Source organism: Segeticoccus sp., assembly GCF_035708005.1.
In genome coordinates this window covers 1-21,153 of sequence record NZ_DASSTI010000082.1, presented here as the reverse complement: position 1 = coordinate 21,153, position 21,153 = coordinate 1, and the positions used below count along the sequence as shown (strand labels likewise).

Genomic DNA, 21,153 nt, shown 5'->3' with positions numbered 1-21,153 from the left:
GTCGACCTCCTTTGGTGACATGGAGGGCACGTCGGGCGGCCGCCCCTGGTTCACGTCGGCTGCGGCCGGTCCGGGCCACGGTGTGGTGGTCTCCCGGTCCGTCGCCCGCCGACACACCTGACGGATGTCATGGGTATGCCGTGACGTCCGTGTGCGGGCGAGGGCACCTGCCTGCCCCAGAGTGGGTGCCATGACCACAACTGGCACTCGCGCCACCGCCCTGCGGTCGGCGTCTCGCGGCTCCTGCAACGTCGCCGCTGATCCGTCTCGCGGCTCCTGCAACGTCGCCGCTGTGGAGTTGCACGGGATCCACAAGAGCTTCGGCGCCGTTCAGGCAGTCCGGGGAATCGACCTGACGATCCGGCAGGGGGAGATCGTCGCGTTCCTCGGCCCGAACGGCGCCGGAAAGACCACGACGATCGACATGATCCTCGGTCTGTTGCAGCCGGACAGCGGCGACGTGACGGTCTACGGCATGGCCCCGCACCGGGCGATCGGCCACGGACTGGTCTCGGCGGTGATGCAGACCGGGGGTCTGCTCCCGGACTACACCGTCGGCGAGACGTGTCGGCTGACCGCCAGCCTGTTCACCGGCACGCGGCCGGTGGCGGAGGTGCTGGAGCGCGCCGGCATCACCGAGCTCGCCGACCGGCGCGTCGGCAAGTGCTCCGGCGGGGAGAAGCAGCGGCTGCGCTTCGCCCTGGCGCTGCTGTCCGACCCCGAGCTGCTCATCCTCGACGAGCCCACCACCGGTATGGACGTGGGAGCCCGGCGGGAGTTCTGGGCGGCGATCCGCGCCGACGCGGAGGAGGGGCGGACAGTCGTCTTCGCCACGCACTACCTGGAGGAGGCCGACGCCTACGCCGACCGGGTGGTGCTCGTGCGCAAGGGCGAGCTGGTCGCCGACGGCACCGCCGCGCAGATCAAGAGTCTTGCCGCCGGTCGCACGGTGCGTGCCACGCTGCCGGGCGCGGACGAGGAGCTGCTGCGCGGCATACCGGCTGTTGACGGCGTGGACGTGCGTGGCGACACCGTCCTGATCCACTCCAAGGACACCGACGCGGTGGCGCGACACTTGTTGACCACCACTGACGCCCACGACCTCGAGATCACCGCTCGCGGGCTCGAGGACGCCTTCCTCGCCCTCACCGGCGACGACGAGACGGGAGCGAACCGATGACCACGTCCCCGGTGAGCCCGGTGGTGCACCCCGGCACCGAGCTGCCCGACCTGTCCGCGCGGCGGGTGCCGCCGATGGGCGGCTTCAACCTGACCCTGCTGGGCCTTGAGATGCGGCGGATGCTGCGCAACCGGCGCACAATGATCTTCACGATGATCATGCCGATCGTCTTCTACCTGATCTTCGGCCTGAGCGTCCACGGCGGACAGCAGGGCCTGGGACCGGGCTCGCACGGCAACGTCAGCGCCTTCGTCCTCGTCAGCATGGCCCTCTACGGCGCCGTCCTGGCGACCAGCGCCGGCGGGGCGATGGTGTCCATCGAGCGTTCGGCCGGCTGGAGCCGGCAGCTGCGGCTGACGCCGTTGTCGCCCGTGGCCTACATCGTGACGAAGATGCTCACGGCGATGTTGCTCGGAGCAGCCTCCGTCGCAGCGGTGTTCGTCGTCGGCGCGATCACCGGTGCCGCCGACATGACGTTCGCCGCGTGGGTCTTGTGCGCCGTCGCCACGTGGCTCGGCTCCCTGATGTTCGCCGCCTTCGGTCTGTTCATGGGCTACCTGCTGCCGACCGAGAACGTCATGCAGGTCCAGTCGTTCGCGCTGGTGATCTTCGCCTTCGCCGGCGGACTGTTCCTGGACCTGACCCAGATGCCGGGCTGGTACCAGACCCTGGCCCAGTTCACGCCGCTGTGGGGTCTCAACGAGCTCGTCCACGCGCCGATCGCGGGCAGCACCGACACCATGGCCTGGCTGAACGTCGTCGCCTGGCTGGCCGTCTTCGTCGCCGGCGCCGCCTGGCGGTTCCGCAAGGACACCGCACGGGTATGACGACCCACACCACCTGACGGCCGCCGCCGCCCGCACCTCCGGGCGCGGGCGGTGCCTTCCGTCGTGCCGCTCCCCACCGACCGTCGGTGCCGCTCACCACCGACAGAATCTGGAATCCTTGAGCCATGTTCGTCCGTCGCCAGCCCGCCGAGCAGCGTCGGGACATGGCCGTTCCCGCCCACGTGTGGGGCGGCTGGATGGGCGTCTTCTACGCCGGCATCTGGTTGTTCTACCTGCTGCAGCCGATCGGCGATGCGTGGGCGGTCCGGGGAACGTGGCGGGGCGACGTCGGGATCGCCTCCACGGTGCTGTTCGCGGTCGTCTACCTGCTGCACTTCATGGCGCTCCGGGACCGGTTCGGGCGACGTCGGCAGGGGCGCGACCTGTCGAACACCAGCCTCCAGTGGAACGGCTGGTCGCGGGCCGACCTACCGCGCTACCTGGTTCTCGTGGCGCTGGCCGCGCTCAGCGCGGGCACCGTCGGCGAATCCGGCACGGCCACTTGGGTGTTCCTCGCCGTCACCGGGCTGTGGACCTTCTCGATGGGCATCGCGTTCGTCCTCGCGGGGCTGCTCATCGTGGTCTACGAGCTGCTGGTCTGGCAGCTGCCCGGTTGGCAACAGGACAACGGCGTGGTGCTCGCGTTCGCGCTCGCGATGGCCGCGGTGAGCGGCGGGATCGTCGCCTCCAGGCGGCAGCGTGAGCTCTCGGCGGCCCGCCGTGAGAACGCGAGGCTCGCGGTGGAGGAGGAGCGCAACCGGATGGCGCGCGACCTGCACGACATCCTGGGCCACTCGCTGACGGTGATCACCGTCAAGGCGGAGCTGGCCGGGCGGCTGATGGAGGTCGCACCGGAGCGGGCCAGGGCCGAGGTCGCCGACCTCGAGCGGCTCTCGCGCGACGCGCTCGCGGACGTGCGTCGCGCCGTGGAGGGATACCGCGAGATTTCGCTGTCGGGGGAGCTGGCACGAGCGCGGGAGGCCCTCTCCGCGGCGGGGATCGAGGCACGGCTGCCGGGCGCGACGGACGAGGTGCCGAGTGACCTTCGGGAGCTGTTCGCCTGGGTCGTGCGCGAGGGCGTGACCAACGTGATCCGGCACAGCGGCGCACGGCACTGCACGATCTCGCTGGCCAGCGACCGGGTCACCGTGAGCGACGACGGTCACGGCCTCCCGCCACGCCACGGGGGCGCTGCCGCGACCAGCACGCTGGACCTCGGTAACGGGCTGCGCGGTCTCCGTGAACGAGCAGCCGCGGCGGGCGCCCGCGTCCTGGCTCGGCAGCTCGAGCCGGGCGGCTTCTCGCTCACCGTGATCGTGCCGATGGACCGGGCCACCCGGGCCGTCGGCACGGGCGAGCCGGAGGCCTCCCTGCCACCGTCAGAGGGGCGGTCCTCGCGCGCGCGGGCCGGTCGGGCCCCCGACGACCGCAGCTGGACGGGGGCCCAGCCCACATGATGATCCGCGTGATGCTGGCCGATGACCAGGCGCTCGTGCGCGGGGCACTCGCCGCCCTGCTCGACCTCGAACAGGACCTACAGGTCGTCGCGGAGGTGGCGCGAGGCGACGAGGTCGTGCCGGCCGCCCGCGCCCACCACCCGGACGTGGCGCTGCTCGACGTGGAGATGCCCGGGATGGACGGCATCGCGGCGACCGAGTCGCTGCGGCGGGACGTCCCCGGCGTGCGGGTTCTCATCGTCACCACGTTCGGGCGTCCCGGCTACCTGCGGCGGGCGCTCCAGGCCGGCGCCGCCGGCTTCGTCGTCAAGGACACCCCGGCCAAGCAGCTCGCCGACGCGGTACGCCGCGCGCACGCGGGCCTGCGGGTCGTCGACCCGGGACTCGCCGCCGACAGCCTCGTCGCGGGGGACTCACCGCTGACCGAGCGCGAGTCCGACGTGCTGCGTGCGGCACGGGACGGCTCGACCGTCGCCGCGATGGCGCGGGTGCTGTTCCTGTCCGAGGGGACCATCCGCAACCACCTGTCGGCAGCCATCGGCAAGACGGGTGCCCGCACGCGTGCGGAAGCCGTGCGCATCGCCGAGGGCAACGGCTGGCTCTGAAGGAAGCGGCCCGCTCGGAGGGAAACGACCGGCTCTGGAGCTCGGCCGAACCCGACGCCGCCTTGCCGTGATCGGTGGAAAACGACTCTCCCCAGTCGCCTGAAACGCGAGTAGCCTCTCGATGCCCCGCGAATTCCCACGGAGCCTTCAGCAAGGACACGTCGGCGGACGCCGACGCAGGATGGGAGACACAGATGGCATCACCTGCGCGCAGTCACGGGCGACGCGCGATCAGCACCCTGTTCGGCCTCGGCGTCGCCGCAGCCACAGCACTCAGCGCCACCGCCCCGGCGGCGTCGGCGAGCTCCACACCGACCCCTCCTCAGGGGCACGCCATGACGCCCGCAATCGGTGTGACACCTCACTACCGGCTGGCCGGGTCGGCGGAGAACGCCCCGGCGGGAACGACCTTCGGCTGCCAGACCACCCAGCCCGCCGGGTGCTACGGTCCGGACCAGATTCGGGCCGCGTACGGAGTGAACACGCTCGCCGCGCGAGGTCTGGACGGCCGGGGCCGGACCATCGTCATCGTGGATGCCTACTCCAGTCCCACGATCCGACAGGACCTCGCCACCTTCAACGAGCTGTTCGGTCTGCCGTCGGCAGACTTCAGGCAGGTGGCCCCGGACGGGCTGACGCCGTTCGACCAGAGTGATACGAACCAGGTGGGCTGGGCCGGCGAGATCACCCTCGACGTGGAGTGGTCGCACGCCATCGCACCCAAGGCCGACCTCGTGCTCGTCCTGGCCAAGTCGAACCAGGACGCCGACATCCTGTCCGCCACGCGCTATGCCGTCAACCACGACCTCGGCGACGTCATCTCACAGAGCTTCGGCGAGGCGGAGCAGTGCATGGACCCGCAGCTGCTGAAGGAGCAGCGCAACCTGTTCCAGCAGGCGACCCGGAAGCACATCACGCTCCTCGCCTCCAGCGGCGACGAGGGCTCGGCCCAGCCCACGTGCGACGGCTCGTCCTTCTTCAAGGCGGCCAGCACACCCGCCTCGGACCCCGACGTGACCGGTGTCGGCGGGACACGCCTCTTCGCTGACGGCCTCACGGGTGCCTACGACAGCGAATCGGTCTGGAACGAGCCGGAATTCGAAGCGGCTGGCGGCGGTGGCTTCTCGGCCGTCTACGGCACCCCGAGCTACCAGAAGTCGATGCACCTGCCGTCCCGCGGAGTGCCGGACGTCGCCGACAACGCGGCCATCATCGGCGGGGTGCTCGCGGTGTGGAGCACGTCGGGGCGGGGGGCGGGCCTGGTCTTCCGGTTCGGTGGCACGAGCGCCGGGTCCCCGCAGTGGGCCGGTCTGGTCGCTCTTGCCGACCAGCTCGGCGGCAGGCGGATCGGCATGATGAACCACAAGCTCTACGGCCTGGCCCACGCACAGAAGCGCTATGCCGCCAACCTGCACGACATCACCATGGGCGACAACACCTTCCACGGCCCGGTCACGATCTCCGGTTTCGCCGCGCAGCGCGGCTGGGACGCCGCCTCGGGGCTCGGGAGCCCGAAGGCCGACCACCTCGTGCCCACGCTGGCCGGCGGTCGATAGGTCGGCGGCGACGCACGTCATCGACGTGCTCCCGGGCCGTCTCGGCGGAGCCGGCCCGGGAGCGCATCGCTGGTCCGTGCTGTTCGACGGGGTCTGGGACAATGACTCCGCCATGACGACGACCACCCTGACCGACGTACGTTCCCAGACCGTCCCCGCGGCCCACCCGGTGCTGCCCCCGTTGCGGATCGGCCGGCACAGCATCCAGTCGCCCGTGGTGCTCGCCCCGATGGCTGGGATCACGAACCGGGCCTTCCGGCGCCTGTGCCGGCAGTACGGCGACGCCGGGTCGACAGCGGGAGGCGCCTCCGGGGCCACCTCGCTGTACGTGAGTGAGATGATCACGTCTCGCGCCCTGGTCGAGCGCACCCCGGTCTCGATGCGGCTCATCGAGCACGACCCGGACGAGAGCCCCCGGTCGATCCAGCTCTACGCGACGGACCCTACGACCGTCGCCGCCGCGGTCCGGATGCTCATGGAGGAGGACCGGGCCAACCACATCGACCTGAACTTCGGCTGCCCGGTCCCCAAGGTCACCCGCAAGGGCGGGGGCTCAGCGCTGCCCTGGAAGACGAACCTCTTCCGCGGCATCGTGGGTGCGGCGGTGCGAGAGGCCACGCCGTATGACGTGCCGGTCACCGTGAAGATGCGCCGCGGGATCGACGAGGAGCACCTGACCTTCCTCGAGGCGGGCCGGATAGCCGAGGGCGAGGGTGCCGCGGCGGTCGCGCTGCACGCCCGGACGGCTGCGCAGGCCTACTCGGGGCAGGCGGACTGGTCCGCGATCCGCGACCTGAAGACGGCCGTGACCTCCATCCCGGTGCTTGGCAACGGGGACATCTGGTCGGCCGAGGACGCGCTGCGCATGGTGCACGAGACCGGTTGCGACGGTGTCGTCGTGGGGCGTGGGTGCCTCGGGCGTCCGTGGCTGTTCACCGACCTCGCGGCGGCGTTCGCCGGTTCTCCGCAGCGGGTGCGCCCCACGCTGCGGCAGGTGGCGGCGACGCTGCGTCGGCACACGGAGTACCTGGCCGAGTTCCACGGGAGTGAGCTGAAGGCCTGCCGGGACATCCGTAAGCACATCGCGTGGTACCTCAAGGGGTTCCGGGCCGGCTCACACGTGCGGAGCGGGCTGGGCCTGGTCGATTCCTTCGCGGCTCTCGATGACCTCATCGCCACGCTGGACCTGGACCAGCCGTGGCCGGGGGAGCCCGCGGAGGGGCCGCGGGGTCGGGCGGGCTCGTCCCGGCACGTGGTGTTGCCGGAGGGGTGGCTGGACAGTCGCGAGCTGAACGCCGACCACGCCCGAGCCGTCCGGGAGGCCGAGCTGTCCGTCGTCGACGGCGGATGACGTCCAGCACACCGGCCCCCGTCGTCGGGGCGCGTTTCACGCCGTCCACGCGCAGAATGAAGGCAGCGAGGGAGGTGTCATGGAGTTTTCGACGTACGTGGTGGCACTCCTGCTCGCGATGCCGGACGCGCCGCCCATGTCACCTGAGCAAGAGGCCCAGCTGCAGGACGCGCACATGGCGCACCTGGCGCACCTGCACGACAGCGGTGAGCTGTTGGTCGCCGGCCCGGTGCTGGGACCACCTGACCGCCAGGTCCGGGGCCTGTCCGTCTTCGGGTGCTCCGAGCAGCGGGCCCGTGAGCTGGGGGACGGCGACCCGGCCATCCAAGCGGGCCTCTACCGGCACGAGTACCACATCTGGGCGGTCCCGCACGGGGTGATCTCGTTCGGCTACGGACACCTGCCCCGGTCCATGGACGAGGTGCGAGCGCCCTGAGCGGCGTCCCCGCGACCTACGGCAGCCCTCAGTCGGGCGCGCCGAGTTCCACCGGACGCTCGAGGTCAGTGATCCAGTCGCTCCACGACCCGATGTAGACGCCGGCGTCGTCGTTGACGCCCGCGTGCCTCAGTACCAGGGCCAGATGGGTGGCCTGGATGCCCGAGCCACAGTAGGTCCCCACGTCGTCGCCGGGTCGCACACCGACCCCTGCGGCCTCCACCGCGAGAGCGTCGGCGGGGCGAAACATGCCTCGCTCGTCGACCGTGTCGAGGGCAGGGAGGCAGCGCGCGCCGGGGATGTGGCCGGCGACCGGGTCGATGACCTCGTTCTCCCCACGGAACCGGTCGGCCGGGCGGGCGTCGAGGAGGAAGCCGCGCTCGGCATACCGTTGCGCGTCCTCGGCGGTGAGCAGACGGGCGTGGCCCGGGTCAGCGGTGAAGTCACCCGCGTCCGGATGAACCGGTCCCGTCTCCAGCGGGAGGGCGGCAGCGCGCCAGGCAGCGAGGCCGCCGTCGAGGACGCGGACGTCGCTCTTGCCGAAGTAGCGCAGCAGCCACCACGCGCGACTGGCCGCGAGCGAGAGCCAGTCGTCGTAGGCCACGACGGGTCGATCGTTGCGGACGCCGGCCGCGCGCATGGCCGCTGCGAAGGTTTCGGCGTCGGGCATCGGGTGCCGGCCGCCGACTCCGTCCGGACGGATGTGCGCGAGAGCGGTGTCGACGTCGATGTAGGCCGCGCCCGGAAGATGCCCGTTCTCGTGGGCTGCGCGGCCGTCCGGGTCGTCGAGCCGGTACCGGGCGTCCAGCAGCACGGGGCGAGTCTCCTCGGGGCCGTCGAGCTGTTCCTGCAGCGTGGCGACGTCAATGAGGGGGTCGGTGCGGGCGTCTGTGCTCACGCTCCGCCACAGTAGCCGCCGAGACCGCCGACCGACACACCCCCTTCGACAGCCCCCTTCCCGAGACGGCTCTGCCCCCGTCGCCCGCAGGCGACGGGGGCAGAGCCGAACCCAGGAGCAGCCGATCAGCTGAAGTCGCGCGTGCGGCGTGGGGACCGGGTCAGGCTCGCGTCGTTCTGGATCACCGACTCCACGGCCTTGTCGATGCGCGCCAAGACGTCGGAGTCCAGGCGGACCCCCGAGGCCCTCACGTTGTCGCGAACCTGCTCCGGGCGCGACGCCCCGACGATCGCCGCGGACACGTTGGGGTTCTGCAGGACCCACGCGACGGCGAGCTGGGCCATGGTGAGCCCGAGGTCGTCGGCGACCGGCTGCAACTGCTGGACACTCTCGAGCACCTTGTCGTTGAGCAAGTGCTCGATCATGTTCGCGCCGCCCTTCTCATCAGTGGCACGAGACCCCGGGGGCGGGGCAGCTCCCGGCTTGTACTTCCCGGTCAGCACGCCTTGCGCGATCGGCGACCAGACGACCTGCCCGATCCCCAGCTCCTCCGACGCCGGCACGACCTCTGACTCGATCACGCGCCAGAGCATGTTGTACTGAGGCTGGTTCGAGACAAAGGGTATTCGCAGCTCGCGCGCCAGTGCGTGGCCCCGACGAAGCTGGTCAGCGGTCCACTCCGAGACACCGATGTAGAGCGCCTTCCCCTGACGCACCACGTCGGCGAACGCCTCCATCGTCTCCTCGAGCGGCGTGTCATGGTCGTAGCGGTGCGCCTGGTAGAGGTCGACGTAGTCGGTGCCCAGGCGGCTGAGCGACCCGTTGATCGACTCCATGATGTGCTTGCGGGACAGTCCGTGGTCGTTCTTCTCACCCGGGCCGGTGGGGAAGTAGACCTTGGTGAAGATCTCCAGACCTTCTCGGCGCTGACCCTTGAGCGCCTCACCGAGCACACTCTCCGCCTTGGTGTTGGCATAGACGTCCGCGGTGTCGAACGTCGTGATGCCGACGTCCAGTGCCTCGCGCACGCACGCCAACGCCTGCTCCCGCTCCACCTGGGAGCCGTGCGTCAGCCAGTTTCCGTAGGCGATCTCCGAGATGCGCAGACCGCTCCTGCCCAGATTCCTGAACTCCATGGTCCCGACTGTATGCACGGCCACGCAGCGACGCGCGCCGCCCCCGGTGGCCCGTAGGGTTGCGCAGGTGCCGACCGATCTTCCCCACGACGACTCCATCCGGGTCCACGGCGCCCACCTGCACAACCTGCACGGCGTGGACGTGGCCATCCCGCGGGACCGGCTCGCCGTCTTCACCGGCGTCTCCGGGTCCGGGAAGTCGTCGCTGGCGTTCGGCACGATCTACGCCGAGGCCCAGCGCCGCTACTTCGAGTCCGTGGCCCCGTATGCCCGCCGGTTGATCAACCAGGTCGAGGCACCGAAGGTCCAGGACGTCACCGGGCTGCCACCGGCCGTGGCCCTGCAGCAGAGCCGGGGTGCGACGAGCACCCGGTCCAGCGTGGGCACCGTCACGACGCTGTCCAACACGGTGCGGATGCTCTTCTCGCGGGCGGGCACCTATCCGGGAGGGGCGCCACGCCTCGACTCGGATTCCTTCTCTCCCAACACGGTTGCCGGCGCCTGCCCCGAGTGCCACGGCCTCGGACACGTGCACCGGCCGACCGAGGCGCTCATGGTCCCGGACCCCACGCTGTCGATCCGGGAGAAGGCCATCGCGTCGTGGCCGGGAGCGTGGCTGGGCAAGAACCTCCGCGACATCCTCGACACCCTCGGCTACGACGTCGACCGTCCCTGGCAGGAGCTGCCCGCCACGGATCGCGAGTGGATCCTCTTCACCGACGAGGAACCGGTCGTCACGGTCCATCCGGTGCGCGAGGCCGGCCGCATCCAGCGCCCTTACCAGGGCCAGTACCAGAGCGCCGCCCGGCACCTCATGCACACGCTCTCGGACTCCAAGAGCGCCACTGCCCGCCGCCGCGCCCTGCAGTTCGTCGAGACGGTCCCCTGCCCGGTGTGCCGTGGCCGCCGGTTGCGCCCCGAGGCGCTGGCGGTCACCGTCGCCGGCCGGTCGATCGACCAGTGGTGGCGCCTGCCGCTGGAGGAGGTGCGCGCGGCGCTGCAGGCAGTCGGCGCCGCGGCCGAGGAGGGCGAGGTGGCCGCGGCGCTGGTGCCCGACCTGGTGGCGCGCCTCGATGTCCTGCTCGAGCTGGGCCTGGGGTACCTCAGCATGGACCGGTCCACCCCCACGCTGTCCGCCGGAGAGCTCCAGCGGCTCCGCCTGGCGACCCAGCTGCGGTCCGGCCTGTTCGGTGTCGTCTACGTCCTCGACGAGCCGTCGGCCGGCTTGCACCCCGCCGACACCGAGCCGCTGCTGCGGGTGCTGGATCGGCTTGTCAGCGGAGGGAACTCGCTGCTCATCGTCGAGCACGACCTCGAGGTGATGCGCCGCGCGGACTGGCTGGTGGACGTCGGCCCCGGTGCCGGGGAGGCCGGGGGAGAAGTGCTGTATGCCGGCCCGGTCCCTGGCTTGGAACAGGTCGCGTTGTCCGTCACGCGGCGGTCCCTGTTCCCCGACAAGCGGACTCGCGACGAGCGCCCTCCGCGGGAGCCGCACGGCATACTCGCGCTGCACGACGTGCGCCGGCACAACCTGCGCGGCCTCGACGTCTCGTTCCCGCTCGGCATACTGACGGCGGTGACCGGGGTCTCCGGGTCGGGGAAGACGACGCTGCTGCGCACCCTCGCCGATGTGCTGGCCGCTCACCTGGGCACTGGTGCCCTCTCGCTCGAGGCCGAGGAGGGTGAGCAGGGCGAGGAACCGGACGACGCCGGTCCGGAGGCAGGAGGCGCCTCCACGGAAGGGGGCGACCAACCCGCGGCTGCGCTGCCGGCCGCGACGGGACTGGACCAGGTGCACCGGGTGGTGCGGGTCGACCAGAAGCCGATCGGCCGCACGCCGCGGTCCAACCTCGCGACCTACACCGGGCTGTTCGACGGGGTGCGCAAGCTCTTCGCGCAGACGGAGGAGGCCAAGCGGCGACGGTATGGCGTCGGCCGGTTCTCCTTCAACGTCAAGGGAGGTCGCTGCGAGACCTGCCAGGGCGAGGGGTTCGTGTCGGTCGAGCTGCTGTTCCTGCCCGGGACCTACCGTCCCTGCCCGACCTGCCACGGCCGGCGCTACAACCCGGAGACGCTGGAGGTGACGTGGCACGGCCGCACGATCGCCGACGTGCTCGACCTGAGCGTGGCGGAGGCCGCCGAGGTGTTCGCCGAGGTGAAGGGCGTCTCCCGCAGCCTGCAGACACTGGTCGAGGTGGGCCTCGGCTACCTGCACCTGGGGCAACCGGCCACCGAGCTGTCCGGCGGCGAGGCACAGCGGATCAAGCTGGCGACCGAGCTGCAGCGCTCCCGGCGGCGGGGGACCGTCTACCTGCTGGACGAGCCGACGACGGGACTGCACCCCGCCGACGTCGAGGTGCTGATGCGCCAGCTGCAGGGGCTGGTCGACGGCGGCAGCACCGTCGTGCTGGTCGAGCACGACATGGCCGTCGTCGCCCAGGCGGACCACGTGATCGACCTCGGCCCGGGGGCCGGCAACGACGGCGGGCAGGTCGTGGCGGCGGGCAGTCCGGTCGAGGTGGCAGCCGCGGAGGGCAGTCGCACGGCACCGTTCCTCGCGGCGCAGGTCTGAACACGTGTCGTCGGGCCGACTCGTGACCGCGTGGGTGGTGGGGTGTCGGTGGCCTGTGCCACGCTCGGCCCATGTGCCGCAACATCCGCGCCCTGCACAACTTCGAGCCGCCCGCCACCCCCGATGAGGTGCATGCTGCCGCGCTGCAGTACGTGCGCAAGGTCAGCGGCATGCAGAAGCCGTCGGTGGCCAACGCCGCCGCCGTCGACCGCGCCGTGGCGGAGGTCGCCCGGGTCACCCAGGAACTGCTCGACGCGCTGGTGACCTCCGCGCCGCCCAAGGACCGTGCGGTCGAGGCGGCGAAGGCGCGCGACCGCAGCCGGCAGCGCTTCGCGCGGGAGGCCGGGTGAGCGCCACCGCCGAGGAGGCCGGGGCCGCGACGGAGGCGCTCTTCTTCGCCACGCCGGAGGAGTGGCGGGCCTGGCTGGCCGAGCACCACCAGAGCGAGCGAGAGGTGTGGATCGGCTACTGGAAGAAGCACACCGGACGGGCGATGCTGACGTGGGACGAGGCGGTCGACGAGGCCTTGTGCTTCGGCTGGATCGACGGCCAGAACAAGCGGATCGACGCCGACCGGCTGCGGCAGCGGTTCACCCCGCGCCGGCCGGGCAGCACGTGGAGCAACGTCAACATCGCGCGCATGGAACGGCTGATCGCGCAGGGGAGGGCAGTGCCCGCAGGCGTGGCGGCCTACGAGGCGCGCCGCGCGGACCGACAGGGCATCTACACGCACGAGAACGACGTCGTGGAGCTGTCGCCGGACTACCTCGCGCGGCTCCGCGCGGACACCGGGGCGTGGGCCTTCTGGGAGGTCCAGCGCCCCTCCTACCGCAAGGTCGCCATGCGCTGGGTCATGACGGCCAAGCGACCCGAGACGCGCGAGAGGCGGATCAGCGAGCTGATCGCCGACTGCGCGGCAGGGCGCCTGATCAAGAGCCAGCGCTATGGCCGCCCATGAGCGCGTCCCGTCTGCCCCGCTGGGGGAGGTGGGCCCGTCGCGGCTCGCGCGGAACCCGTGGCCCTACCGGCTCAAGGCGGTCGCCAACGTCCTGAACCTGTCCACCCCGTTCGGCCTGACCGTCGCCGCCCTCGGCCGCGCCCGCCTCCGGCCGGGGCCACGCGGTCTGGTCCTGGGCGAGCACTACCGGCCGGCCTTCCCCATCGCCACCGCGTTCACCGTCGGTAACGTGGTGCTCACCGGCTCCGACTGGGCGAGTCTCCTCGCGCGCAACCCCGAGCTCCTGCAGCACGAGGAGCGGCACAGCTGGCAGTGGATGGTCTGCCTGGGGCTGCCCTTCCTGCCGCTCTACGTCGCCGCCATGGGCTGGTCGGTGTTGCGCACCGGCGACCGGGCCAGTGCCAACGTCTTCGAGGTCGATGCCGGGCTCGAGCGTGGCGGTTACCGCCCGCCACCGACGACCTGATGTGTGGCGTGTCGCGTGCCATCGGTCCGGCGAAACGCCACCGACCGCGTGGTCAGTCGCGAGTGGGCGGGCACCTGGGTCACCGGCACGGCATACAGTCCTTGCGTGGCCCAGGGGTATGCCGAGCACGACCGTGAGCGCTGGGTGCGCGAGGACCCAGCGCACAAGCGTGCCGACCGGGACGACTTCGCGCGCGACCGCGCCCGGGTCGTCCACTGCGCCGCCCTGCGCCGGCTGTCGGCGAAGACCCAGGTGGTGCAGCCCGGCAGCGACGACTTCGTCCGCAACCGGCTGACCCACTCCCTCGAGGTGGCGCAGATCGGCCGAGAATTCGGCGCGGCGCTGGGCTGCAACGCCGACGTGGTCGACACGGCGTGCCTGGCCCACGACCTGGGCCACCCGCCGTTCGGACACACGGGGGAGACCGCGCTCAACACGGCCGCCGCGGACATCGGCGGGTTCGAGGGCAACGCGCAGACCCTGCGGCTGCTGACCCGGCTCGAGGCCAAGCGAGCGCACCCCGACGGGCGACCGGCCGGACTCAACCTGACCCGGGCGAGCCTGGATGCGGCGACGAAGTACCCGTGGTTCCGCGGCGCGGCACCGCGGCCGACCCCCAAGTTCGGGGCCTACGCCGACGACGCCGAGGTGTTCACGTGGCTGCGCGAGGACGCGCCCGCGGGCCAGCGCTGTCTCGAGGCGCAGGTCATGGACTGGTCCGACGACGTGGCGTACTCGGTCCACGACGTCGAGGACGCCGTCACCTCCGGCCGGGTGGACCTGCGGGTCCTGCGGTCGGCGCCCGACGTGGCGGCGGTGGTCGAGGTGGCACGCCGCTACTACGCTCCCGACCTCAGCGCGGACGCGCTCGCAGCCGCGATGGACCGGCTGCTGGCCACCGGGTCCATCCCGCCGGACTACACCGAGTCGCGGGCGGACCTCGCCCGGCTCAAGGACATGACCAGCCGGCTGATCGGACGGTTCGTGCACGCCGTGGAGCTCGCGACCCGCCACCAGCACGGCGACGGGGAGCTGACCCGCTACTCCGCCGACCTCGTGGTCCCGGACGCGGTGCGGGCCGAGTGCGCCGTGCTCAAGGCGGTGGCCGCCCACTTCGTGATGCTCTCGGACGAACGACGCACGGTCATGGCCGAGCAGCAGGCGATCGTCGTCGCCCTGGTCGAGCTCTACCGCGCCAAGCCCGAGCTGCTCGACCCGCTGTTCCGGGTCGACCACGACGCGGCCGCCGACGACCGGGCCCGGCTGCGCGTGGTCGTCGACCAGGTGGCGTCCCTGTCCGACCCGCGGGCGATCGGGCTCGCGCGGGAGTGGTGCTGAGGGAGCCCAGCCGGTGGAGCACCGCCCGGCGCAAGCCCCGCGCTAGCCCGTTGACGGCCCGATGAGGTCGCGGATCGCACTCGCGACGACGTCCCGGGCCTCGACCTGGGCCAGGTGCCCGATCCCGGAGAGCACGAGGACCCGGGCACCCGGAATGGTGCGGGCGGTGCGTGCGGCGATCCTCGGGTGGATGAACGGGTCCGCGGTCCCGAAGACGGCCAGCGTCGGGACGGTGACCCGGGCGGCCGCGGCCCACAACCCCCGTCGTCCCCGCTGCAGGTAGCCACTGACCGCTCCGCGCACCGCCGCGAGGTAGGCGGTGCCGAGGTCCGGGTTGCCGATCGCCGCCTCGATGTCGGCCAGTACCTGCGCGTGGTGGCGTGGCTCGAGGTGGGCGCCCGGCCCGGTGAGGCCGGCGAGCACCTGCCGCGCCTGCTCCTCCGGCGAGCTCGCCGCCTGCCGCAGCATCAGGCGCTGGCCCAGGACGGGCACCAGCGGCGCCACCATCGCCACGGTCGCCGGCCGGGGGCGCCAGTCCGGGAAGGTGGGGGCGATCAGCGTCAGGGTGCGCACCGACTGCGGGCAGGCCGCCGCGACGCGCAGGGCGACGGCCGCGCCGAGCGAGTTGCCGATGAGGTGCACCGGGGTGTCGAAGTGCTCCAGCAGGTCGCGCACGACGTTGGCCTGGGCCGGCACCGTGTAGGCGGGTTCCGCCGGCGCCGGCGACATCCCGAAGCCGGGCAGGTCGACCGCATACCCCTCCACCCGGTCGCCCAGCATCCCCATGAGGTCGGTCCAGGCCGCGGACCCACCGCCGAGGCCGTGCACGTAGATGCCGGGGACGGCGCCGTCACTGAGCGCGGGGGCCCGGCGGGCGAAGACCTTCCACGGGCCGGCGGTGAGGTACTCCCCGGGCCAAGCGATCCCGTCGGGCGGGGTGCTCGCGGGTCCCGAGACGGAGTGCGTCACCAGAGTCCTCCTCTTCCTGCCGCGTCGTCCGCTCGATGCCGGGGCAGGAACTGCTCACGGGCGGGGCGGCTGGGGCTGTTTCGACACTAACCGCGGGGAAGGCCCTCGGCGACCCGGCGCGGAGCAGTGCCACGATGGCGGCATGGACCTGTTCTCCGCGATCGACATCCCCGTGCTGTCCGCCCCCATGCCCGGTGGCCCCTCCACCCCTGAGCTGGTGGCCGCGCTCGCCAGCTGCGGCGGCAGCGGCTTCCTCGGGGCGGGTTACGGCCCCGCCGAGAAGCTGCGCGGACAGATCCAGCGCACGCGTGAGCTGACCCCGAAACCGTTCGGGGTCAACGTGTTCGTGCCGGGCGCGGTCGACCGGGAGGCGACCGAGCCGGTGCTGGCGCGCTACCGCCAGCTCCTCGCCGACGAGGCCGGTCGCTGGCAGGTCGAGCTGCCCGAGCCGCAGTGGCACGACACCACCTACTTCGAGGACAAGATCGACCTGCTGGCGGCCGAGCCGGTCCCGGTCGTCACGTTCACCTTCGGCATCCCGCCGGCCGGTGTCATCGAGCGGCTGCAGGAGGCGGGTTCTACCGTGGGCGTCACGGTGACCGACCCCACCGAGGCCGCCTCCGCCGACGCGGCCGGCGCCGACTTCCTCTGCGTCCAGGCCGCGACGGCGGGCGGGCACCGCAGCACCCATTCCGTCGCGGCCGAGCCGAATGACCTGGCCCTCGTGCCGCTGCTGCAGCAGGTCCGTCCGGTGACCAGCCTCCCGCTCGTCGGTGCCGGTGGCGTGACGACCGCGGCCGACGTCCGTGCGGCCCTCGACGCCGGCGCGACCGCCGTCCAGGTGGGCAGCGCCCTGCTGCGCACGCCCGAGTCCGGTGCGAACCCGGCATACAAGGACGCCCTGGCCGACCCCCAGCGCGAGGCGACCGTGGTCTCGCGGGCCTTCACCGGCCGCCCCGCCCGCATGCTGCGGAACGCGTTCACCGACACCTACGGACCGCAGGCGCCCGCCGCCTTCCCGATGGTGCAGCAGGTGCTCGCCCAGCTGCGTGCCGCCGCCACCTCCGCCGGCGACACCGACGCCCAGCCGATGTATGCCGGAATCGGTCACCTCAGTGCCCGCGACGTGCCGGCCGCCGAGGTCGTGCGCGACCTGGTGCCCTGACCGGGGCGAACGTCCACGGGTGGGGACGGCGCGCACGGGTGGGGGCGGGCACTGCCTAGACTCACGGCATACCGAAGGGAGGGCGTGGGTGGCTGGCCTGATCAAGAGCGAGGACATCGCGCTCGTCAAGGAGCGCTCCTCCCTGGAGGACGTCGTGCGAGAGCACGTGACGCTCCGGTCGGCCGGGCCGGGCTCGCTGAAGGGGCTGTGCCCGTTCCACGACGAGAAGACGCCCTCGTTCACCATCCGGCCGGCCGTGGGGGCGTGGCACTGCTTCGGCTGCGGCGAGGGCGGCGACGTGATCTCGTTCGTCATGAAGGTGGAGCACCTCGCCTTCACCGAGGCGGTCGAGCGGCTCGCCGGCAAGCTCGGGCTGGAGCTGCACTACGAGGCCGGAGGTGGGCCCTGCCGCGAGGAGGGGTCGCTCGGGCGGCGGGCACGACTCGTCGAGGCGCACCGCGTCGCCGGTGAGTTCTACGCCGCGGCGCTCGTCGGGGCCGCGGAGGCGCGGGCGGGCCGGGACTTCCTGCGCGCTCGAGGTTTCGACCGAGGCGCCGCCGAGACGTTCGGGGTCGGGTTCGCACCGCGCCAAGGAGAAGAGCTGACCCGGCACCTGCGCGGCAAGGGGTTCACCGACGACGAGATCGTCGCCGGAGGCCTGGCGGGGCGCGGGAACCGCGGGCTGTACGACCGCTTTCGCGGTCGGCTGGTCTGGCCGATCCGCGACATCACCGGTGACACCGTGGGATTCGGCGCCCGGCGGCTCTTCGACGATGACCGGATCGAGGCGAAGTACCTCAACACCGCCGAGACGCCGATCTACAAGAAGACCTCGGTCCTCTACGGGCTCGACCTGGCGAAGAAGGCGATCTCGCGGGACCGGCGGGCGGTGGTGGTCGAGGGCTACACCGACGTCATGGCGTGCCACCTCGCCGGGGTCGAGACGGCGGTGGCGACGTGTGGCACCGCGTTCGGCGTGGACCACATCAAGACGCTGCGGCGGCTGATGCGCGACGAGGCCGGAGGAGCGCCGGCGCGGACGATCTTCACCTTCGACGGGGACGCGGCCGGGCAGAAGGCCGCGATGCGCGCGTTCGCCGAGGACCAGCGCTGGGCCTCCCAGTCGTTCGTCGCCGTGGCCGACTCCGGCCAGGACCCGTGCGAGCTGCGGCAGTCCGGCGGCGACCCGGCGGTGCGGGCACTGATCGAGGACGCCGTGCCGATGTTCGAGTTCGCCGTGCGGACCACCGTCCGGCGGTTCGACCTGGACCTCGCCGAGGGCCGGGTCCAGGCGATGCGGGCCGCGGCCCCGATCATCCACTCCATCCGTGACCGCGCGCTGCGCCCCGAATACGTCCGGACTGTCGCCGGGTGGCTCGGCGTCGAGGTCGAGCAGCTCGCCCGCGAGGTGCAGCGCGCCGGCCGGGTCGAGGGGCGAGGCGACGGCGCTGGGACGCGCCGGGGGGAGCCAGTGCGCGCGGCCGGGCATACCGGGTCGGCGGGGGAGGTGCCCACTCAGCGGCCGGCCGAGAGTATGCCGGCACCTGACCTGCGCGACCCCGTCACCTCCGCGGAGCGGCAGCTGCTGCAGGTGCTGCTGCAGTTCCCGCAGTGCGTGGAGCAGGCGTCCTTCGAAGCCCTGCCGGAGGACGCCTTCGGCGCGCCGGCGCACCACGCGGTGCACGACGCGGTCCGCGCAGCAGGGGGACCGGCGGCGGCCACGTCCACCGCAGGCTGGGCCGCCGCGGTGCACGACCACGCGGCCCAGGCGGTGCAGCCCCTGGTGAGCGAGCTTGCCGTGGCGTCGCTGCCGGCGCGCTACGACGCGATGACCGGCCGTCCGGACGGGCGCTATGTGCAGGAGCTGCTCGTGCGGGTGCAGGAGGTCGGGCTCGCTCGGCAGATCGCCGATGCCTTGAGCGCGCTGCGGCGGCTGGACGCCGACGCCGACCGGGAGCACGCCCGCGAGCTGGGCTTCCGGCTGCAGACCCTGCAGCGGGCCCGTGCCGAGCTGCGGGCGGGGCTGGCCTGATGAGCTGGTTCGCCCAGCACCGTCCCCGGCGGCCGGGGCTGCCGGACTCCGTGAAGGCGGCGCTCGAGCTGCCGCACGGTGAGCGGGTGCTGGCGTTCGCCGTCGACGACAACACGGCGGCGCACGTGGTGGCCACCAACTGGTCGGTGATCGTCGTGGCGAGCAACGGTGTGGTCACGCTGCGCAAGCCGTGGCACCTGGCCGACGCGGGAAGCTGGAACCAGGACCTGTGGACCCTCACGATCACCTGGGTCGACGGGTCGCAGGCGGCCCAGTGGAGCTTCAAGAACCAGTCGGGCGCGATGGCCCAGGCGGTGCACGAGCGGGTGCAGTCCTCCGTGGTGCTCGCCGCCCAGCTCGCCTTCCCGGGGCAGGGTCGGGGCCGGGTGGTCATCCGGCGCGACCACGCCACCGGGGAGCTGCTCGAGCAGACCCTGCTCGGTCGTGGCGTCCGTCGCGACGACCCGGAGGTGCAACAGCTCCTCCGGGCCACGTTGGACGAGCTGCGCGACCAGGTAGGTCTGCCGCCCGAGAGGTGACGGCGGTCTCCGGCTGGCGGCCCTCGCAGTGCGGGCCGCAGGGCGGCCGGGTGGTTCGGAGGCGGCGCGGATCTTTGCTAGAGTTGCCGCCGCACCACCCGCCGCGGTGGGCCTTCCCCTGTAGCTCAATTGGCAGAGCATTCGGCTGTTAACCGAAGGGTTGTTGGTTCGAGTCCAACCGGGGGAGCAAACCCGCAGGTCAGAGGCTTATGGGTTCGCTCTCCTCCGGCCAGCCCACACTTTATCCCCACTTTATTCAGTGGTGAAGATCACCGGTACGGGCCTTGAGCGGCCGCCTCGACCGTGCCCTCCTCGATCAACGCCTCGATGGCCGAGCGCGGAATCCGCACGTGTCGGCCGACGTGGACGACGGTGATTCGCCGTTCGGCGACGAGCCGGCGCGGAAAGCGCACCGTGGTGCCGAGGAGCTCGGCGGCCTCGCTCACGGACAGCAGCTGATCCATGGTTCCTCCCGGTGGTAGGGGCGCCACGTCGGCACCTGCCAGTACCTACCGGCCCGGAGGGGCACCATGCGGTGCGCCATAGCACGTCTGTCGCCGCGATGAGCGATCGGTGCGTGTCGGTCGCCAAGCTGACTCACGCTCGAGGCCTACTCCCCCCGCGCGCACGCCCGCAGGCGACCCGTGGCTCGGCGTCGGTGCGCCGGGACTGGCCGGACCCAAAGAGGTTCGAACCCAGTATCGCCCACCAGTTCAAAGCTGTCCCGTACCTTCGATTACCACGCGGCATAGGAACCGCTGGCTCAGCGGCCAGGGATCCGGATCGAGCCAAACTCCCGCCAGCTCACGACCATGTCCGACGCGGCCTGCTTCGCCTGCTTCCGGCCCATCCCGGCGGCGCGAAAGTCCGCTGCGAGCAGCGCTGGCAACAGTTTTCTCCCGCGGGCCTCGAATCCTCCTGGCGGAACCTCGAACCCGCGGATGGTCCTTGGTCGTGCTCATCCTGTCGCCCTCCAAGCTCTGCTGGAGGTAGAGCGCCCGGGCGGTGAGGACCTGGTCGGCGAGGCCGGCGCGGCGTGGCACGTCGAACGTCAGGGCGAGCGTCAGGTCGAGCGGCCTCGCGAACGCCAGGCGGAGAACGACGGGGCCTCCGTCGACTAGCAGCCCCACTGCGAGAGGACGTCGCCGGAACCGACGTGCTTGTGCACCCGCATCAGCTTCGCCACCTGCGGATGGCCGGACAGATCGACCATGACGACGGCGACGAGCCGTCCGCCGCCTACGCCCGCCGTCGCGATGGCACCGTCCGCCGTGACCGGCAGGACGAGCCGGAGTGTCCTGTCCATACCCGCCATCTGACATATATGTGACCTTTCTCACTTTCCGTATCGCCGTCTGTGCGTGGGTGCTCCTAGAGTCAGCGACACGACAGGGAGGGACAGCATGGACTTGCAGCAGGTACAGCGACAGATCAGGAGCACCGACGTGGAGCAGGTGCTCCTACTCGCGCACGCCGAAGGCGGACAGGCGAAGCCGTCCCAGATCAAGGAGGAGATCAGCGACGAGAGCGGAGGGTTCGCGACGGCAGAAGCCTCCCAGCAGCTCCGGGACCTGGGCCTCGCTCGGCAGGAAACGTCCCTGGCCGGCGAGGTCACGCTGACCGGCGACGGCAAGCGATTGGCCGAGCGGATACAGCAGTCGCGACTTA

General features: G+C 71.9%; 21 protein-coding genes and 1 tRNA gene. 17 read left to right on the top strand and 5 right to left on the bottom strand.

Going from position 1 to position 21,153, the window contains the following annotated elements; all coding sequences use genetic code 11:
• Nucleotides 1–190 precede the first annotated feature (190 nt).
• From VFL99_RS09140 to VFL99_RS09110, 7 genes are all read left to right on the top strand, one after another.
• The gene (locus VFL99_RS09140) at nucleotides 191–1,180 is read left to right on the top strand and encodes an ABC transporter ATP-binding protein (protein ID WP_325106033.1); all 990 of its coding nucleotides are present in this window, start codon (nucleotides 191–193) and stop codon (nucleotides 1,178–1,180) included.
• Nucleotides 1,177–2,007, top strand: coding sequence for an ABC transporter permease (locus VFL99_RS09135; protein WP_325106032.1), 831 nt, complete (start codon nucleotides 1,177–1,179; stop codon nucleotides 2,005–2,007). Before VFL99_RS09140 ends, VFL99_RS09135 begins: the two co-directional genes overlap by 4 nt.
• Nucleotides 2,008–2,132: 125 nt before the next feature.
• Entirely contained in the window at nucleotides 2,133–3,464 is a 1,332-nt protein-coding gene (locus tag VFL99_RS09130; RefSeq protein WP_325106031.1) for a sensor histidine kinase, read from the top strand.
• The gene (locus tag VFL99_RS09125; protein ID WP_325106042.1) at nucleotides 3,464–4,069 is read left to right on the top strand and encodes a response regulator transcription factor; all 606 of its coding nucleotides are present in this window, start codon (nucleotides 3,464–3,466) and stop codon (nucleotides 4,067–4,069) included. Before VFL99_RS09130 ends, VFL99_RS09125 begins: the two co-directional genes overlap by 1 nt.
• A 335-nt stretch (nucleotides 4,070–4,404) precedes the next feature.
• Nucleotides 4,405–5,625, top strand: coding sequence for a S53 family peptidase (locus tag VFL99_RS09120; RefSeq protein ID WP_325106030.1), 1,221 nt, complete (start codon nucleotides 4,405–4,407; stop codon nucleotides 5,623–5,625).
• 112 nt (nucleotides 5,626–5,737) lie between these two features.
• Nucleotides 5,738–6,976 (top strand): tRNA dihydrouridine synthase DusB, encoded by a 1,239-nt coding sequence (gene dusB, locus VFL99_RS09115; protein ID WP_325106029.1) that lies wholly within the window; start codon nucleotides 5,738–5,740, stop codon nucleotides 6,974–6,976.
• Between the two features lie 79 nt (nucleotides 6,977–7,055).
• Nucleotides 7,056–7,412, top strand: coding sequence for a YciI family protein (locus tag VFL99_RS09110; protein ID WP_325106028.1), 357 nt, complete (start codon nucleotides 7,056–7,058; stop codon nucleotides 7,410–7,412).
• A gap of 28 nt (nucleotides 7,413–7,440) precedes the next feature.
• Here VFL99_RS09110 and VFL99_RS09105 read toward each other — a convergent pair whose 3' ends face one another.
• Both VFL99_RS09105 and VFL99_RS09100 read right to left on the bottom strand, forming a co-directional pair.
• Nucleotides 7,441–8,310 (bottom strand): sulfurtransferase, encoded by an 870-nt coding sequence (locus VFL99_RS09105; RefSeq protein ID WP_325106027.1) that lies wholly within the window; start codon nucleotides 8,308–8,310, stop codon nucleotides 7,441–7,443.
• A gap of 125 nt (nucleotides 8,311–8,435) precedes the next feature.
• Nucleotides 8,436–9,446, bottom strand: a complete 1,011-nt coding sequence (locus VFL99_RS09100) for an aldo/keto reductase family protein (RefSeq protein WP_325106026.1) — start codon at nucleotides 9,444–9,446, stop codon at nucleotides 8,436–8,438.
• Between VFL99_RS09100 and VFL99_RS09095 the strand changes: the two genes are divergently transcribed.
• From VFL99_RS09095 to VFL99_RS09075, 5 genes are all read left to right on the top strand, one after another.
• Nucleotides 9,445–12,018, top strand: a complete 2,574-nt coding sequence (locus VFL99_RS09095; RefSeq protein ID WP_325106025.1) for an excinuclease ABC subunit UvrA — start codon at nucleotides 9,445–9,447, stop codon at nucleotides 12,016–12,018. The two genes, VFL99_RS09100 and VFL99_RS09095, sit on opposite strands and share 2 nt — an antisense overlap.
• Before the next feature lie 71 nt (nucleotides 12,019–12,089).
• Nucleotides 12,090–12,368: a DUF2277 domain-containing protein gene (locus VFL99_RS09090; protein WP_325106024.1), complete on the top strand. Its 279-nt coding sequence runs from the start codon at nucleotides 12,090–12,092 to the stop codon at nucleotides 12,366–12,368.
• Nucleotides 12,365–12,976, top strand: coding sequence for a YdeI/OmpD-associated family protein (locus VFL99_RS09085; RefSeq protein ID WP_325106023.1), 612 nt, complete (start codon nucleotides 12,365–12,367; stop codon nucleotides 12,974–12,976). The genes VFL99_RS09090 and VFL99_RS09085 overlap by 4 nt, the downstream gene beginning before the upstream one ends.
• Nucleotides 12,963–13,442, top strand: a complete 480-nt coding sequence (locus VFL99_RS09080; protein WP_325106022.1) for a hypothetical protein — start codon at nucleotides 12,963–12,965, stop codon at nucleotides 13,440–13,442. The genes VFL99_RS09085 and VFL99_RS09080 overlap by 14 nt, the downstream gene beginning before the upstream one ends.
• Nucleotides 13,443–13,547: 105 nt before the next feature.
• The gene (locus VFL99_RS09075) at nucleotides 13,548–14,780 is read left to right on the top strand and encodes a deoxyguanosinetriphosphate triphosphohydrolase (protein ID WP_325106041.1); all 1,233 of its coding nucleotides are present in this window, start codon (nucleotides 13,548–13,550) and stop codon (nucleotides 14,778–14,780) included.
• Nucleotides 14,781–14,822: 42 nt separating this feature from the next.
• On the opposite strand, the gene VFL99_RS09070 is transcribed toward VFL99_RS09075, so the two are convergent.
• Nucleotides 14,823–15,749: an alpha/beta fold hydrolase gene (locus VFL99_RS09070; RefSeq protein WP_325106021.1), complete on the bottom strand. Its 927-nt coding sequence runs from the start codon at nucleotides 15,747–15,749 to the stop codon at nucleotides 14,823–14,825.
• Nucleotides 15,750–15,891: 142 nt separating this feature from the next.
• Between VFL99_RS09070 and VFL99_RS09065 the strand changes: the two genes are divergently transcribed.
• The 4 genes from VFL99_RS09065 (at nucleotide 15,892) to VFL99_RS09050 (ending at nucleotide 19,672) form a co-directional block, all read left to right on the top strand.
• Nucleotides 15,892–16,914, top strand: a complete 1,023-nt coding sequence (locus VFL99_RS09065) for an NAD(P)H-dependent flavin oxidoreductase (protein WP_325106020.1) — start codon at nucleotides 15,892–15,894, stop codon at nucleotides 16,912–16,914.
• Between the two features lie 88 nt (nucleotides 16,915–17,002).
• Nucleotides 17,003–18,946: a DNA primase gene (gene dnaG, locus VFL99_RS09060; protein WP_325106019.1), complete on the top strand. Its 1,944-nt coding sequence runs from the start codon at nucleotides 17,003–17,005 to the stop codon at nucleotides 18,944–18,946.
• Nucleotides 18,946–19,485, top strand: coding sequence for a hypothetical protein (locus VFL99_RS09055; protein ID WP_325106018.1), 540 nt, complete (start codon nucleotides 18,946–18,948; stop codon nucleotides 19,483–19,485). Before dnaG ends, VFL99_RS09055 begins: the two co-directional genes overlap by 1 nt.
• A 114-nt stretch (nucleotides 19,486–19,599) precedes the next feature.
• Nucleotides 19,600–19,672 (top strand) — tRNA-Asn (locus tag VFL99_RS09050).
• An 82-nt stretch (nucleotides 19,673–19,754) separates the two neighbouring features.
• Here VFL99_RS09050 and VFL99_RS09045 read toward each other — a convergent pair.
• Complete coding sequence (locus VFL99_RS09045; RefSeq protein WP_325106017.1) at nucleotides 19,755–19,949, bottom strand: excisionase family DNA-binding protein; 195 nt, start codon at nucleotides 19,947–19,949, stop codon at nucleotides 19,755–19,757.
• A 653-nt stretch (nucleotides 19,950–20,602) separates the two neighbouring features.
• Nucleotides 20,603–20,791 carry a hypothetical protein gene (locus VFL99_RS09040; protein ID WP_325106016.1) on the bottom strand — a complete coding sequence of 63 codons (189 nt, stop codon included), beginning with the start codon at nucleotides 20,789–20,791 and terminating at the stop codon, nucleotides 20,603–20,605.
• Between the two features lie 97 nt (nucleotides 20,792–20,888).
• Between VFL99_RS09040 and VFL99_RS09035 the strand changes: the two genes are divergently transcribed.
• Nucleotides 20,889–21,153 (top strand): hypothetical protein (locus tag VFL99_RS09035; RefSeq protein ID WP_325106015.1); only part of this gene is annotated, 265 nt, incomplete at its 3' end.

Excerpts from the sequence above, each read along its gene's own strand:
- VFL99_RS09140 (WP_325106033.1), top strand. The coding sequence starts at position 191 with ATGACCACAACTGGCACTCGCGCCACCGCCCTGCGGTCGGCGTCTCGC.
- VFL99_RS09135 (WP_325106032.1), top strand. The coding sequence starts at position 1,177 with ATGACCACGTCCCCGGTGAGCCCGGTGGTGCACCCCGGCACCGAGCTG.
- VFL99_RS09130 (WP_325106031.1), top strand. The coding sequence starts at position 2,133 with ATGTTCGTCCGTCGCCAGCCCGCCGAGCAGCGTCGGGACATGGCCGTT.
- VFL99_RS09125 (WP_325106042.1), top strand. The coding sequence starts at position 3,464 with ATGATCCGCGTGATGCTGGCCGATGACCAGGCGCTCGTGCGCGGGGCA.
- VFL99_RS09120 (WP_325106030.1), top strand. The coding sequence starts at position 4,405 with ATGACGCCCGCAATCGGTGTGACACCTCACTACCGGCTGGCCGGGTCG.
- dusB (WP_325106029.1), top strand. The coding sequence starts at position 5,738 with ATGACGACGACCACCCTGACCGACGTACGTTCCCAGACCGTCCCCGCG.
- VFL99_RS09110 (WP_325106028.1), top strand. The coding sequence starts at position 7,056 with ATGGAGTTTTCGACGTACGTGGTGGCACTCCTGCTCGCGATGCCGGAC.
- VFL99_RS09095 (WP_325106025.1), top strand. The coding sequence starts at position 9,445 with ATGGTCCCGACTGTATGCACGGCCACGCAGCGACGCGCGCCGCCCCCG.
- VFL99_RS09100 (WP_325106026.1), bottom strand. The coding sequence starts at position 9,446 with ATGGAGTTCAGGAATCTGGGCAGGAGCGGTCTGCGCATCTCGGAGATC.
- VFL99_RS09090 (WP_325106024.1), top strand. The coding sequence starts at position 12,090 with ATGTGCCGCAACATCCGCGCCCTGCACAACTTCGAGCCGCCCGCCACC.
- VFL99_RS09080 (WP_325106022.1), top strand. The coding sequence starts at position 12,963 with ATGGCCGCCCATGAGCGCGTCCCGTCTGCCCCGCTGGGGGAGGTGGGC.
- VFL99_RS09065 (WP_325106020.1), top strand. The coding sequence starts at position 15,892 with ATGGACCTGTTCTCCGCGATCGACATCCCCGTGCTGTCCGCCCCCATG.
- VFL99_RS09055 (WP_325106018.1), top strand. The coding sequence starts at position 18,946 with ATGAGCTGGTTCGCCCAGCACCGTCCCCGGCGGCCGGGGCTGCCGGAC.
- VFL99_RS09045 (WP_325106017.1), bottom strand. The coding sequence starts at position 19,949 with ATGGATCAGCTGCTGTCCGTGAGCGAGGCCGCCGAGCTCCTCGGCACC.
- VFL99_RS09040 (WP_325106016.1), bottom strand. The coding sequence starts at position 20,791 with ATGGACAGGACACTCCGGCTCGTCCTGCCGGTCACGGCGGACGGTGCC.